Origin of the sequence: Citrobacter sp. Cpo030 (assembly GCF_030333005.1) — a bacterium.
In the GTDB taxonomy this organism is placed as follows: domain Bacteria; phylum Pseudomonadota; class Gammaproteobacteria; order Enterobacterales; family Enterobacteriaceae; genus Citrobacter; species Citrobacter portucalensis.
Map to the genome: position 1 here is coordinate 42,254 of NZ_JAOWGT010000058.1, position 14,854 is coordinate 57,107.

Annotated in this window: 12 protein-coding genes and 4 tRNA genes; 5 read left to right on the forward strand and 11 right to left on the reverse strand. The window is 53.2% G+C overall.

Going from position 1 to position 14,854, the window contains the following annotated elements; translation table 11 throughout:
- Positions 1–22: 22 nt before the first annotated feature.
- The gene (gene lptM / locus OGY37_RS10810; RefSeq protein WP_003017937.1) at positions 23–226 is read right to left on the reverse strand and encodes an LPS translocon maturation chaperone LptM; all 204 of its coding nucleotides are present in this window, start codon (positions 224–226) and stop codon (positions 23–25) included.
- 138 nt (positions 227–364) lie between these two features.
- On the opposite strand from lptM, the gene cyaY reads away from it, so the two are divergent.
- Positions 365–685 (forward strand): iron donor protein CyaY, encoded by a 321-nt coding sequence (gene cyaY / locus OGY37_RS10815; RefSeq protein ID WP_003828967.1) that lies wholly within the window; start codon positions 365–367, stop codon positions 683–685.
- A gap of 75 nt (positions 686–760) precedes the next feature.
- Here the strand turns inward: cyaY and cyaA are convergent, their stop codons facing one another.
- Entirely contained in the window at positions 761–3,307 is a 2,547-nt protein-coding gene (cyaA, locus tag OGY37_RS10820) for a class I adenylate cyclase (protein ID WP_286620784.1), read from the reverse strand.
- A 394-nt stretch (positions 3,308–3,701) separates the two neighbouring features.
- Here cyaA and hemC point away from each other — a divergent pair, with 394 nt between their 5' ends.
- Genes hemC through hemY form a run of 4 tightly spaced genes read left to right on the forward strand, consistent with a single transcriptional unit; the run spans position 3,702 to position 7,779 of the window.
- Complete coding sequence (gene hemC, locus OGY37_RS10825; protein WP_063941785.1) at positions 3,702–4,643, forward strand: hydroxymethylbilane synthase; 942 nt, start codon at positions 3,702–3,704, stop codon at positions 4,641–4,643.
- A complete protein-coding gene (hemD, locus tag OGY37_RS10830; RefSeq protein ID WP_286620779.1) occupies positions 4,640–5,380 on the forward strand; it encodes a uroporphyrinogen-III synthase in 741 nt (246 codons plus the stop codon). The genes hemC and hemD overlap by 4 nt, the downstream gene beginning before the upstream one ends.
- Positions 5,381–5,401: 21 nt before the next feature.
- Entirely contained in the window at positions 5,402–6,577 is a 1,176-nt protein-coding gene (gene hemX / locus OGY37_RS10835; protein ID WP_003828975.1) for a uroporphyrinogen-III C-methyltransferase, read from the forward strand.
- Between the two features lie 2 nt (positions 6,578–6,579).
- Positions 6,580–7,779 (forward strand): protoheme IX biogenesis protein HemY, encoded by a 1,200-nt coding sequence (gene hemY, locus OGY37_RS10840; RefSeq protein ID WP_048215221.1) that lies wholly within the window; start codon positions 6,580–6,582, stop codon positions 7,777–7,779.
- Positions 7,780–8,234: 455 nt separating this feature from the next.
- Here hemY and OGY37_RS10845 read toward each other — a convergent pair.
- From OGY37_RS10845 to wzxE, 9 genes are all read right to left on the reverse strand, one after another.
- Positions 8,235–8,311 (reverse strand) — tRNA-Pro (locus tag OGY37_RS10845).
- A gap of 41 nt (positions 8,312–8,352) precedes the next feature.
- Positions 8,353–8,438: transfer RNA gene (locus OGY37_RS10850), tRNA-Leu, on the reverse strand.
- A gap of 20 nt (positions 8,439–8,458) precedes the next feature.
- Positions 8,459–8,534: transfer RNA gene (locus OGY37_RS10855), tRNA-His, on the reverse strand.
- Between the two features lie 56 nt (positions 8,535–8,590).
- Positions 8,591–8,667 (reverse strand) — tRNA-Arg (locus OGY37_RS10860).
- A gap of 102 nt (positions 8,668–8,769) precedes the next feature.
- Entirely contained in the window at positions 8,770–10,155 is a 1,386-nt protein-coding gene (thrP, locus tag OGY37_RS10865) for a bifunctional threonine/serine APC transporter ThrP (RefSeq protein ID WP_003828980.1), read from the reverse strand.
- A 279-nt stretch (positions 10,156–10,434) separates the two neighbouring features.
- Positions 10,435–11,175, reverse strand: a complete 741-nt coding sequence (wecG, locus tag OGY37_RS10870; RefSeq protein WP_003828982.1) for a lipopolysaccharide N-acetylmannosaminouronosyltransferase — start codon at positions 11,173–11,175, stop codon at positions 10,435–10,437.
- Positions 11,175–12,530, reverse strand: coding sequence for an ECA oligosaccharide polymerase (gene wzyE / locus OGY37_RS10875; protein WP_020996101.1), 1,356 nt, complete (start codon positions 12,528–12,530; stop codon positions 11,175–11,177). The genes wecG and wzyE overlap by 1 nt, the downstream gene beginning before the upstream one ends.
- Positions 12,527–13,606: a TDP-N-acetylfucosamine:lipid II N-acetylfucosaminyltransferase gene (locus OGY37_RS10880; protein WP_057067468.1), complete on the reverse strand. Its 1,080-nt coding sequence runs from the start codon at positions 13,604–13,606 to the stop codon at positions 12,527–12,529. The genes wzyE and OGY37_RS10880 overlap by 4 nt, the downstream gene beginning before the upstream one ends.
- Positions 13,603–14,853: a lipid III flippase WzxE gene (gene wzxE, locus OGY37_RS10885; protein WP_126319696.1), complete on the reverse strand. Its 1,251-nt coding sequence runs from the start codon at positions 14,851–14,853 to the stop codon at positions 13,603–13,605. The genes OGY37_RS10880 and wzxE overlap by 4 nt, the downstream gene beginning before the upstream one ends.
- Between the last annotated feature and the right edge of the window lies 1 nt (position 14,854).

Here is a 14,854-nt window from a genome sequence, read left to right on the forward strand (position 1 = left end):
AATGTAAAATCTATTTCTGCCGTTAGTAATTCACCTGAGAAGGCCCATCACTAATCCCACGATCGTTTTTCTCAGGCGTGGTGGATTGCGATTGCGGCTGAACGCTCTTGGTCGGAGGCGGCGCGGTTTTATCAGCTGGCGGGAAATAGAGCGGGCCTTTTAACCCACAGCCCGTCAGGCTGAACAGAGTAAAAATGACAGCGAGTGGCTTTAACACGTTTTTCATTATGGATTGCCTGTAAAGTTCATGCTTTCTGTTTTCTATCATCGCAGGAGAAGGCGTAAAAGCAAGAGTTTGGCTAAAAACTGCATCGCGATTTATTCCACGTTATACTGCGAGCATCACGAAAAATAGGATAAGAAAATGAACGACAGTGAATTTCATCGCCTTGCTGACACCCTGTGGATGACCATTGAAGAACGTCTGGATGACTGGGATGGCGACAGCGATATCGATTGTGAGATCAACGGCGGCGTGCTGACCATCAGCTTCGAAAACGGCAGCAAAATTATCATTAACCGTCAGGAGCCGCTGCATCAGGTGTGGCTGGCGACCAAACAGGGCGGCTACCACTTTGACCTGAAAGGCGACGAGTGGATCTGCGACCGAAGCGGCGAAACGTTCTGGGATCTGTTGGAACAGGCGGCAACACAGCAGGCGGGTGAAGAGGTGAGCTTCCGTTGATTTATTTGCCGGATGCGCTTTGCTTATCCGGCCTACTGTAGGCCCGGTAAACATAGCGCCACCGGGCAAGTTAACTCACGAGAAATACTGCTGTAACAGCGGCGTGTCGTTGTCCTGACTGGCTGGCGGAACGGCGCTAATCGGTTGGGTACGGAACGGAATCACCTGCGCGCGCCCGTCGGTTTTCACAATCTGATAGAACTGCGGCAGGTTAAAGTTGATGAAGCTGGAGCCGTAGGTAAAGCGATCGTGCGACGATGAGTAGAAGCGGCTTACGTCGCGTACCAACTCCTCTTTGCTACCTTCGCAGTGGTGATACACCTCGGCCCGATTGCTTTCGTCCAGAATGTAGATATTAAAGCCCTGCTCATCACCCGTTTCTTCAAAAAAGAACTGAATAATCCCTTCACTGGCAAAACCGTCGACCACCGACGGCAGTTTCACATGGTTGGTCTCAACCTGGACGGAAAGGCCGTGCAGTTTGTTATGTGAAATCGCACCATAGAATTCAATTGCGTTTTCCAGCTTCTGTACCGAAACGTTCAGGCGCTCGAAGAACAATCCCCACGTCTGGCCGGAAACACGCAGCGCTTTGAAACGTCCGGTTTCCTGACGGGTACTGGAGAGGCGTAGCTCGATGCACTCAGACACCAGTTGCTGCACGCGGGTGCGAATTAAACCGCGCAGATGCTGGCTATAGCAGAAGACCTCGACGCTATCCGGCGGCGCGGCATCCTGGTGCATTTTGCCCAGAATCGTTTTTAACGCTTCAATCATCGCCTGCTCGCCGTTGAAGTGCAGCGTACGCACTTCATTCCACGAGTTGCGGTACAGCAGGTCGACGCTTCCTACCAGGCAATTTTGCTCTTCGCCAAAGCTGAAGACATCCAGCTTACGGAAATCAAAATGTACCACCTGATTACGGAATGCGGCCGTTGGGTCATATTCGAGGTTAACGATAATCGCCAGATGGCGAATTTCGCATGGGCTATAGAGCGCTTTCGGCGTTGGTGCAGACAGTCGCAGCGGGAAGTGGTGCGACACGTCGGCGACCATTTCCTGTAGCTTCGGCAAATCAACAATGCCGTTGCCCTTAATAAACAAATGCGTACGCGAGGTCAGCAGGCCGTTGAACCAGGCCCACGCCACCAGCTTGTTGAGATAGCGGTTATATTCCAGCGGCTGATGGCTGATGATCGAGTCCATGTTAGGCGCGCGGTTGTAGAGATACCAACCGGAACGGTTGGCACGGCCCGGCGGCACATGGATGAAGGTCAGATTCGGTTCCGAGAGATCCGGAGATATCTGTGGGTTCACCAGCGTGACTTTACCCGGCAACGCTTCAAACGCGGCATACAGCTTACGGGTCAGCACGCCGATATCCTGCGGGCTGGCGCTGACGCTGAGGTTATTGCGCCGCGCAAAGCGGATCAGGTTACGATAGCTCTGCATCATCGCATCGAGCAGTTCGTTATGCGCTTCGCGTACCTGGTCAATCTTCCAGTTAGCGCGGTTATCCAGCATGGTCAGACGGGCGTCATCCCAGCCCCACTCTTTCACTAACTGACTTAATACTTCACGACGCCAGCCCACGCAGGCGCGCTCACGGCTCAGTTTCTCACACACTTTTAAGTAGAAACATCGACGCACTAAATCCAGGCGAGTCGGATCTTCGATCGCCGTGAGGTACTCGGTAACGCGCTCCAGCATCATACAGTAAGGATCGAGACCAAAAGAGACGATCTCGCCGTCATGCAGGCGCTGTTTAATATCTTTCGCCAACAGGCGTGGATTTGGGTATTCCCAGGAATAGGCTTCCAGCAGCAGCGTTTTCAGCACCGCTTTGTACGGGGAGTCGATACTCTTGTACAACTGCCAGAGGCTGGCGCCAAAGTACTCTTCGGCGGAAAGCGAACTGAGCCCGCCGAGATCCAGCCATTCGTTTGGCGTTAGCACCCCCTGTGCGTAGAGCGTCATGACGTAATCGTCGTAATGCTCTTCTTCGTCGCCCGGCACCATATTCCACAGAATACGTTTACCCGCGAGGCGCACAGCGGTGCGATAGAATTCATCAAGCAACAGGATATGCTGCGTCGAGCCACAGTCTTCACCACCCAGACTGCCGCTTTCATTGTGACGGAAACGGTTTTCATCAATCAGGAAGAAACTGACTTCCACGCCCAGCGAGGCGGCCCAGCTTTCCAGCAGACTACATTTTCGCTGCAGCAGCTGGCGCTCTTCGCTATCCAGCCAGGATTGATGGCAGACCCAGATATCAAGGTCAGAGGAACAGCTTTGCCCTACCGAAGAGGTGCTGCCCATTGAGTAAACGCCGGTGATCGGCAGTTCGCCCTTGGGAGGATCCTGCGGCGACATACCGCGGTACAGTTCCAGTTCGTTCAGGTAGCGGCGTTGGGTTTCATCAGGCGTGTAAAAGCATATGCCTTTGGGAACGTTACCATCGAGGTAACCCGGCATCAGCGGATGGTGGTAGTGCAATAATGTCGGCAGCAGACTGTATACCTGCTGGAAGGCAGGTCCCATGGCAGCAAGCGCGCGATCCACACGCAGTTGATTTATGGCATCCAGTCTCTGTTTCAGAGTCTCAATATAGAGGTACAAGACGTATCGCCTGATGTTGCTATCCGTCATGTTGTCGATTGCCGCGGCGCAAGCGCTCACAATAATCGTCATCAATTCGGATAAACCGTATGTCAAAAATAACCGTTACCTGTTTTTCGCCCATATTTTTTTATGCTGTTCAGCCGAAAAAATGGTCTAAAACGTGATCAATTTAACACCTTGCTCATTGACCGTAAAGAAAGATGCGCTACATACAAGTGTAGCACCGTTCGTTACGTGTAAATTCCTTCATACGGTCGGGAGGTTTCTCGTCATTATTCACTGCCAGTGATGATGCAGCGCCTTTTCCTCTCACTTACGTTTGAGCGTAACGCTGACATCCCTTTGATAAGGATGTTAGGATGGTCAATGATTGATAATGACGGTAACAAGCATGTTAGACAATGTTTTGAGAATTGCCACACGCCAAAGCCCCCTTGCGCTCTGGCAGGCACATTATGTCAAAGACGCCTTAATGGCAAACCACCCCGGTCTGATCGTGGAACTGGTTCCTATGGTAACCCGTGGCGATGTGATCCTTGATACCCCGCTGGCGAAGGTCGGGGGGAAAGGGTTGTTTGTTAAAGAGTTGGAAGTCGCGCTGCTGGAAAAACGCGCCGATATCGCTGTGCATTCCATGAAGGATGTGCCGGTTGAATTCCCTGATGGTCTTGGGCTGGTCACCATTTGTGAGCGAGAGGATCCGCGTGATGCTTTCGTATCAAATAAGTACAACTCGCTGGATGAACTCCCCGCAGGCAGCATCGTCGGGACATCCAGTTTGCGCCGCCAGTGCCAGTTGGCGAAGCGTCGCCCGGATCTCGTCATCCGTTCGCTGCGCGGCAACGTAGGCACGCGCCTCAGCAAACTGGATAACGGCGATTATGACGCCATTATTCTGGCTGTCGCCGGATTAAAACGTTTAGGTCTTGAGTCGCGAGTCCGCACCGCTCTGCCGCCGGAAATCTCCCTGCCCGCTGTCGGGCAAGGCGCAGTAGGCATAGAATGTCGACTGGATGATATGCGCACTCAGGCACTGTTAGCGCCGCTCAACCATGAAGAGACCGCGCTACGCGTCAAAGCAGAACGCGCCATGAACACCCGCCTGGAAGGGGGATGTCAGGTACCTATTGGTAGCTATGCCGAAATCATCGACGGTGAGATTTGGCTACGTGCGCTGGTCGGCGCGCCTGACGGTTCACAGATGGTATGCGGAGAACGTCGCGGCGCCACACAGGATGCCGAACAGATGGGCATCTCTCTGGCAGAAGAACTGCTGGAGAACGGTGCGCGCGCCATTCTGGCGGAAGTTTATAACGGAGAAGCCCCCGCATGAGTATTCTGGTCACCCGCCCGTCTCCCGCAGGGGAAGAGTTAGTGAGCCGACTGCGCACACTGGGGCAGGTGGCCTGGAGTTTTCCGCTCATCGAGTTTTCACCAGGTCGGGAACTGGCAACGGTTGCTTCCCGACTGTCGGCGCTGACGGAGAACGATCTGGTCTTCGCCCTCTCGCAGCACGCCGTTACCTTTGCAGATGCCGAACTTCGCCAGCAAGAGAAAAGCTGGCCATCCCTTCCACGTTATTTTGCCATTGGCCGTACAACGGCGCTGACGCTGCATACTGTTAGCGGCTTCAATATTCACTACCCTCTGGATCGGGAAATTAGCGAAGTCTTGCTACAATTACCTGAATTACAAAATATTGCAGGAAAACGCGCGCTTATATTACGCGGCAACGGTGGCCGGGAGCTGATAGGTGAAACCCTAACGGCACGCGGAGCCGATGTCGATTTTTGTGAATGTTATCAACGCAGTGCAAAACATTACGATGGTGCGGAAGAAGCGATGCGCTGGCAATCCCGTGGCGTAACCACGGTGGTTGTCACCAGCGGAGAGATGCTACAACAGCTCTGGTCGCTCATTCCGCAGTGGTATCGTGAGCACTGGTTACTACGCTGTCGGCTGTTGGTCGTCAGTGAGCGTCTGGCGCACCTCGCCCGGGAACTGGGCTGGCAAGATATTAAGGTCGCTGATAACGCCGACAACGATGCGCTACTACGCGCATTACAATAACTCTCATAATGGGATGCCATAATGACGGAACAAGAAAAATCCTCCGCCGTGGTTGAAGAGACCAGGGAGGCCGTGGAAACCACGTCACAGCCAGTTAATACTGAAAAAAAGAGTAAGAACAGCACGGCGCTGATTCTGAGCGCTGTGGCGATTGCTATTGCTCTGGCAGCAGGCGTTGGCCTATACGGCTGGGGGAAACAACAGGCAACAACACAAACGGCAACCAGCGATGCGCTGGCGAACCAGCTGACGGCGCTGCAAAAAGCCCAGGAAAGCCAAAAAGCCGAGTTGGAAGGCATTATTAAACAGCAGGCAACGCAGCTGGATGAAGCCACTCGCCAACAGGCGGCGCTGGTCAAACAGCTTGATGAGGTCCAGCAAAAAGTCGCCACCATCTCCGGCAGCGATGCTGGCACATGGCTTCTGGCGCAGGCTGATTTTCTGGTGAAACTGGCCGGTCGTAAATTATGGAGCGATCAGGACGTCACCACCGCCGCGGCGCTGCTGAAAAGCGCCGACGCCAGTCTGGCAGATATGAACGACCCGAGCTTAATTACCGCGCGACGTGCGATTACTGACGACATCGCGAGCTTATCCGCGGTGACTCAGGTCGACTATGACGGCATTATCCTGAAAGTGAATCAGCTCTCTAATCAGATTGATAACCTGCGTCTGGCCGACAACGACACCGACGATTCTCCAATGGACTCAGACAGCAGCGAGCTTTCCAGCTCAATTAGCGAATGGCGCGTCAATCTGCAAAAAAGCTGGCAGAACTTTATGGACAGCTTTATCACTATTCGCCGTCGTGATGAAACCGCCGTCCCGCTGCTGGCGCCGAACCAGGACGTTTACTTACGTGAAAATATCCGTTCCCGCCTGTTAGTGGCTGCCCAGGCCGTGCCGCGTCATCAGGAAGAGACATACCGCCAGGCGCTGGAAAATGTCTCCACATGGGTGCGTGCTTACTACGACACCGACGATGCAGCGACCAAAGCGTTCCTTGAAGAAGTAGACCAACTGAGCCAGCAAAGCATCAGTATGGATGTTCCAGAAACGCTGCAGAGCCAGGCTATTCTCGACAAGTTAATGCAGACCCGCGTACGTAATTTACTGGCGCAGCCTGCCACAGCACCGGTAGCAGCAGCGCCAGCGCCTTCGACAGACGCTCCGGCAACCGCGCCGCAAGGAGAATAATGATGCTAAAAGTATTGTTGCTCTTTGTGCTGTTGATCGCCGGGATCGTCGTCGGTCCTATGATAGCCGGTCATCAGGGTTACGTGCTGATCCAGACGGATAACTACAATATCGAAACCAGCGTGACGGGCCTGGTGATCATCCTGATCGTCGCCATGGTCGTCCTGTTTGCGATTGAATGGCTGTTGCGCCGAATTTTCCGCACCGGCGCACATACCCGTGGGTGGTTTGTGGGTCGTAAGCGTCGTCGCGCCCGTAAGCAGACCGAACAGGCGCTGCTCAAACTGGCAGAAGGTGACTATCAGCAGGTTGAGAAGCTGATGTCGAAAAATGCCGATCATGCAGAACAGCCGGTAGTGAATTACCTGCTGGCGGCAGAAGCGGCTCAGCAGCGCGGTGACGAAGCGCGCGCCAACCAACACCTTGAGCGTGCTGCCGAACTGGCCGGAAATGATACGATCCCGGTAGAAATCGCTCGCGTTCGCCTGCAACTGGCGCGCAATGAAAATCACGCCGCACGCCACAGCGTAGACAAACTGCTGGAAGTGACGCCACGTCATCCGGAAGTACTGCGTCTGGCTGAGCAGGCTTACATTCGCACCGGCGCATGGAGCTCCTTGCTGGATATCATCCCATCCATGGCAAAAGCGCATGTGGGTGATGACGAGCACCGCGCCATGCTGGAACAACAGGCATGGGTTGGTTTGATGGATCAGGTCCGCGCCGATCAGGGCAGCGAGGGGCTGCGTGCATGGTGGAAAAACCAGAGCCGTAAAACCCGTCATCAGGTTGCTTTGCAGGTAGCGATGGCTGAACATCTGATTGAGTGTGACGATCACGATACGGCGCAGCAGGTCATCATTGATGGTTTGAAACGTCAGTACGATGACCGCCTGGTGCTGCCGATCCCGCGTCTGAAAACCAATAACCCGGAACAGATAGAAAAAGTGCTGCGCCAGCAGATTAAAGCCGTGGGCGATCGCCCGTTGCTGTGGAGTACGCTGGGTCAGTCGTTAATGAAGCATGGGGAATGGCAGGAAGCTACGCTCGCCTTCCGTGCCGCTCTCAAACAGCGCCCGGATGCCTATGACTACGCCTGGCTTGCTGACGCGCTGGACAGACTGCACCAGCCGGAAGAAGCCGCCACCATGCGCCGTGATGGCCTGATGTTGACGCTGCAGAACAACAATCCCCCGCAGTAACTCCTGAATGCCCGGTGGCGCTTTCGCTTACCGGGCCTACATATTTTTCAATCGTATAAACAAAATCCTTCGAGAAGTCGCTCGAAGGATTTTGTTGATGCATAAAAAAACGCCCGCTCGGTAAGGAGCAGGCGTTAAACAGGTCTGTATGACAACATAAATAGGTGCTTCACTCAACGTTATGTCCATGGTGTTTGATGAGGCTTGAGCGACATCTGTCTGTGGACGATAAGCACCGTAAACGGCTCTGCATCATTCCTGAGTTTATGAGGCCAGATGGCGAACATAAGAGATGGAATGAGCATCTACCCGCATATTATTGCACAACGCATGCCACGATTGCACTGCAAAAACCAGGTATTCGGACTTTTTAAGACTTCAGGAAATTCGCAGGTGCGAAGGCTAAGAAGGGAAAATCTGAAAACAAAAAACCCCGCCGAAGCGGGGTTCAAAATTGGTCGGCGAGAGAGGATTCGAACCTCCGACCCACTGGTCCCAAACCAGTTGCGCTACCAAGCTGCGCTACTCGCCGTTTTACTGCTTTTTGAATTTTTAGTTCAATTCTTTAAGTCGTGGTGCGAGGGGGGGGACTCGAACCCCCACATCCTAAGGACACTAACACCTGAAGCTAGCGCGTCTACCAATTCCGCCACCTTCGCATTTCACAACTTTAAATTAATGGGGTGGCTAATGGGATTCGAACCCACGACAACTGGAATCACAATCCAGGGCTCTACCAACTGAGCTATAGCCACCACTGCAAATCTTTTACGCGGTATTAAAACCACCGCAGCTCTGGCACCCTACTAAATGGTGCGCCCGACAGGATTCGAACCTGAGACCTCTGCCTCCGGAGGGCAGCGCTCTATCCAGCTGAGCTACGGGCGCTTAGCGCCGTTGCGGGGCTGGATATTACGGAGGTCTCGGTCTTCTGTCTAGTGCTTTTTTAAAATAAATTATCGTTTGGTCATGGTTTGTGCGTTTTGTCGCTTATTCCCGCAATTTATGGGCTGTGCCATGACGATTCAGACCAAAAACCTTATAAATGAGCGTCACGGCCAGTAAGAAACCCATGCCAACAAAAAGCGACATTCGGGTATCTTCATTAAAGTACATGCCAATTAATACGCAAATCAGGAACGCCATCGTCAAATAATTCGCCCACGGGAACAGAATGGAGCGGAATGGATGACTGGCAATCGCCGCTTTATGCGCCTGACGGAAACGCAACTGGCTTATCAGGATCACAAACCACGGCACCATCCCCGGCAACACGCTGGCACTATAGACATAAACAAACACGCGCTGCGGGTTAGGAATGATGTAGTTCAGGCATGAGCCAATCAGCAGGATCGCGATAGAAATAGCCACTCCGGCAACCGGCACGCCATGGCGTGATACTTTTCCAACAACGGCAGGAAGCTGGCGATTCTTTGCCAGCGCGTAGAGCATACGCCCACAGCTATACATGCCGCTGTTACATCCAGACAGCGCCGCCGTCAGCACCACAAAGTTAATAATCCCTGCCGCAGCAGTAATACCAATCTTGGCAAAGGTGAGCACAAACGGGCTACCGTTGCTGCCAATCTCATTCCACGGGAAAATAGTGACGATGACAAAAATCGCACCAACGTAGAAAATCAGAATGCGCCACAACACTTTACCCACCGCGCTACGCAGCGTGACCTGTGGATTCTTCGCTTCCCCTGCAGTGATGCCGATCAGCTCCACGCCCTGGTAAGACGCCACAACAATACACAATGCCGTCAGGAAGCCCTTCCAGCCCCCAGCAAAGAAGCCACCGTGCTCGGTCAGGTTGCCAAAACCAATCGCCTGGCCGCCATTGCCGAAGCCGAAGAAAATCACCCCAACCCCAATGACGATCATCACAATGATGGTGGTCACTTTGATCATGGCAAACCAGAACTCAATTTCACCATACAGGCGAACCGCTGCGAGGTTTGCCAGCGCAACCAGTCCGACTGCGATCAGTGCGGGTATCCATTGTGCCATTTCCGGGAACCAGAACTGTACGTACACCCCGATGGCGGTAATCTCTGAGATCCCCACCGCCATCCACATAAACCAGTATGACCAGGCGGTAAGATAGCCAAAGAAGGGGCTCATATAACGGTGGGCGTAAACAGCGAATGAACCGGCAACCGGCTCGAGGAATAACATCTCCCCCATAGAACGCATGATGAAAAAGACGAACAGCCCGGCGACGATATACGCCAGCAGAACCGAAGGTCCCGCCCATTTAAGGGTACTGGCGGCCCCCATAAATAGCCCAACGCCAATAGTGCCCCCAAGGGCAATTAATTCGATGTGACGAGCCTCCAGCCCACGCTGTAGCTCAGGTTTGTTCTCGGCCATAAATCCTCTTGTTGTGTTTGCATGCTGTCCGGTATTACCGGTTCTCGTTATGGGTACATCTTGTTATGCCATAACAGGCCATACGGCACCGACCGCTTTAACGGTTGGCGCCAAACACACCATGGCACTGCAATGATTGTTGCGAATGGTTTCCTAAAATCGCTTAAATGGCAATTAAAGCATTCAAAAAATAAATAGATTGTGCGAGAAAGCAGCGATAATGTTGTGAATAAGTAGCGTAATTAGCAGATCACGCTACTTACCAGAGGAGAAAGGGCGTCAGAGGTTGCCGGTATAGTGCCAACGGAGATAGCGTAATAAGCGAAGTTGTCGAGTAATACGGCTCGGCTGCGACAATAAGCGATACAGCCACTCCAGCCCCAGATTTTGCCAGATTTTAGGTGCGCGCTTAACGTGACCGGTAAAGACGTCGTAGGTACCTCCCACGCCCATATACAGCGCGTCAGGGTGAGTCTTGCGGCAATCACGCATAAAGATCTCTTGTTTTGGCGAACCCATCGCCACCGTCACAATTTGCGCACCGCTGGCGTGAATACGCTCAAACAACGCCTGACGCTGCTCTGGGGCAAAATAACCGTCCTGACTACCCACAATGTTCACGCGCCACTGCGCACGTAGTTTTGCTTCTGTTTGCGCCAGAACTTCAGGCTTGCCACCAACCAGGAAAACAGGCGTTCCGTTTTGCCCGGCTCGCGCCATCAGCGCTTCCCAAAGGTCAGCTCCGGCCACGCGTGAAACCTGTGCCTGCGGGAATTTTTTGCGCACCGAACGCACCACGCTAATTCCATCCGCATATTTGAACTCCGCGGCGTTGATCAGCTCCCTCACTTCAGGGTTATCTTCTGCTGTCAGCATCTTCTCAGCGTTGATAGCCACCAGCGTTCCTGACCTGAGGTGTCCTTCGGCAAACAGGTAATTCAGCGCATGTTGCATATCGCGCCAGCCAATCAGTTGTAATCCGCGCAACGAATACAGCGGCGCAGTTGTGTTATCTGTCATTACGATCCTTCAATCTGTGTACGGGGCAGCGATTTGATTCGTTTATGGATGAGTCCCGCGCTATCGAATAGCCAGAACAGCAGTTTTGCCACCAGTAGGCAAACGCCGAAAATCACGAGGAAAAAGACCACTCGTGAGACAAACGAATCCAGCCCTTCACGTGCCAACACAATCATATTGAAAATGGCGCCAAAACAGAAACTGTGCAAAATCGCCGCCTTATATCGATTGGTTTCTCGGTTACCTAGCTCATACAGCCAGTCGAACCACTTGATGATAAGCCCAACAACAATCGCGCCTAATGGTATAAACAGCGCCCCGCCCATCACCACCAGTGAACCAATTAACGTCGGCGAAATCGCCAGTCCTGAGTGGTTGTTCAACACTTCCCAGGTAAAGTAGTTCGCTGAGTTGAGTACAATACTCGGCCGCCCAGGCCACAGCCAGGAGGGAATAAAGACGTAGAAGTCACGGACGATCGGCGCCAGCCCCTGGAACTCAATATTGTGGTAATTCTGCAACAACAGCGCCAGGTTCTCCCACGGCGAGAAGGTGTCGCGCGTAAGGTACAGGAACGTATAGAACGCCTCATCGCCGCTAACGCTCATTCCGTAGCGCTTCAACGCCAGCCAGAACATCCCGACAATGCCCAACACGCCTGCAGCGGCCAACATCCACAGCGAAATCCAGCCGCGAATAATGCCGATAAACAAGAAGATGGCAAACGCGATAATGATATTGGCCCGCGTCCCACCCACAATCATATAGGTCAGCAAACCAAACGCGACGGTACTCACCAGGAAGAACACCCACGCTTTGCTGTCCTGACGTAAGAAATAAACCACCAGCATTGCCGGAATGAAGAAGTAGAAGAAACGCTTCAGGGCGACGCCAGAGACTTCACTGGAAAAAATCTGGCTATAGGATTGCAGTCTGAACAGCAGGAATCCGTTGTGCATAAAGAAGATGCCCACGCTCACCAGCGCAATCGCCATCAGGATAACCCAGGTCAAATGGGCTTCAACGCGATTGATGGTAAACAGCGGCCTGCGCGGCTTATCATCTACTCGTTTGCGCAAGCGCGTTTTATACGTCACGTAGTAGACGGCATAGAAACAGGCGGCTGACAGCAAGGCCTGTAGAAGGATCTCCGGCGGAGCCACTGCCACATCAAAGCGGAACACCAGGATGCTGGTTAACGGGAATCCGAAGAAGAACGTCAGCAAGAACAACAATGAGAAGAAAACATTGAAGTTAAAACGCACGCGGCGGAACTCAAACCAGGTCAGCGTGGCGATAAACAAGGTGGAGAGCAGCCAGACCACCAGAAGACCGCTGAATTGCATCAGGCTCATACGGTTTCTCCTGAAGCAATGCGCAGCGCGTTGTGCCACGGCTGCAGATAATTCGGGCTAAAGAAGGTAATAGTATTTTTATCTACCGATGCCAACTGGCGCTGCGCTTCACGTACGACGCCTTCATTGAGATCATCAGTGGTAAATAACACCGGAAGATTTTGTTCCACCATATCCTGCCAGAAGGGATTTTCACGGTTGAGCACGCATGGGATACCCGCCTGGATCAGCAAACACAGGGTACCGATTCCCTGTTGACGGGCAAAAATAAAGTAACCCAAATCGCATTGACGCAATAACGCGAGATAAGCGTCAAATTCCAGCTTTTCACTTAAAATTTGCAGATTATCTGCGCTAAATAATGCCAGACCGGCCTGGCGAACCTCGTCGATATAGGCCGCATTATTGGCGGGATAACCCATCGGCACAATCACATTCACCGTGTCGCCAAACTGCTGATGGACGGCGCGAAGCGCGGCAACATGCTCATTGCTGCGATCGCCAGAGTTGCCAACCAGCACCGTCATCTTGCCGCTGCGCTGGCAATCATTGCTCATGTTATTGAGTGAAGGGTCCATTCGCGTTGGGAAATAGAGCAACTCACCCCGCACACGGGGATGTTGCTCGGCGAAATAACGTAAATCGCCCCGTGTGGCAAACACGCAGCCCACACGATTCTGTGCCATGCGGCGAATCGGGTAAAACAGGCGGAATTTCAGCCCACTGGAGACTTCGTATAAATCAGCGCCCCAGATATGCCAGTAAAACTGCGCCGGTTTAATCCCGCCACTCAGCAGCGCCAGCCACAGGCTGGTGTTGAACTGACCGTGGAAGAAGAAACGCTGCTGGCGATCCGCTTTTGCTTTCGCGATCACAGCGTCAGCAAGCGCCTTTTTCCCGCTGTAGAAGCTTAGCGATAACGCCGGGCAGCTCTCACTGAGTCCCGCATCCTGACCGGCAACCATAAACGTGCGCGCATGCTCGCTCGTCGCAGCCAGCGAGTCGTTGAAAAACCGCAGCACGGTTTGGTTATGGTGAGGGATATCCGATCCCAGAACGTGAATCAGTACAGTCATACCCGCCTACGCCAGAGTAAAAACACGCCACAACAAAGAGAAAAATAGACGATGTACGTTGCCATATAAGCCTGTGCCGCTCCCAGCGCACCGTGTGCAGGGATCAGCCAGTGAGCAAACACCGTCAATAACATGAACTGGCTAATTTCAGCCAAAATATAAAACCGCAGTGACGCTTTCGCGATCACTAGATACCCAAAGACATACGCCCCAACTTTCAGTACATCTCCAACCAGTTGCCAGGCAAACAGATCGCGCATGGCGGTGAATTTTGCGGAGAAAAGCAGCCAGATCGCAAAATCACGCAGCAACCAAACAGTAAAGCTCGCAGCGGCAACCGCCGGTAACACGAACTTCAGCGACTTAACCACCTCGCGCGTAATGTCGCGCTTTTCGGTCAGTCGCGACAACGTCGGAAGCAAGTAAACGCTGAATGAGGCGGTAATGAATTGCAGATAAGCATCAGAGATACTGCTTACTCCCTGCCAAATCCCTACATCATCCCAGCTATACTGCGCCGCCAGCAGGTTTCGCATCATCACGTATGCCACAGGCAGCGTTACGGAAGTAATCAGCGCCATCAGCGTAAACTTGCTTAGCTGCCCAGCCAGACCGTTATCCCACGAGGGTCTCAGGTAATGCAGGGGAATAGTGCCACGCTTAATCAGCATAATAGCAGCGGGGATAACCACCAACGCGGGCACTAACGCCAGACCCAGCAAGGCGCCTTCATACCCTCCCAGGCGATAACAGGCATAATAAGCCACCACGCCCACCAGACTACCCACAATCAGCGACAGCGCGTTACCCGCCGCATCGCGAAAACCCTTCATCAACGCAAGAAGTAGGTTCGCCCAGGCAATACCCATCTGCACCAGCGCAACCAGTCTTACCAGCCCCTGATAATGAGTATGACCAAACAATCCCTGACTGATTGGCGCGGCCGCCAGCAGAAAAATCACCGCCATCAGCGTAGAGAATCCCAGCACCATCGCGGAAGATGTACCGACTACCTTACGGAGTCGGGTCGGATCGTCATGGTGCTGTGCAACATATTTCGTGACGCCGTTGAAAATGCCGGCCCCCGCCAGGACACCAAGCACGGTAACCATCTGGCGGAAGTTACCCGCCTGCCCCACGCCTGCCGGGCCAAACGACACCGCCAGCAGCTTCACGACCAGCAAACCCGCACCAATTTTTACCAGCGTACTGGCTGCCGTCCATAAGGACGCTTTAGCAAGCGACATT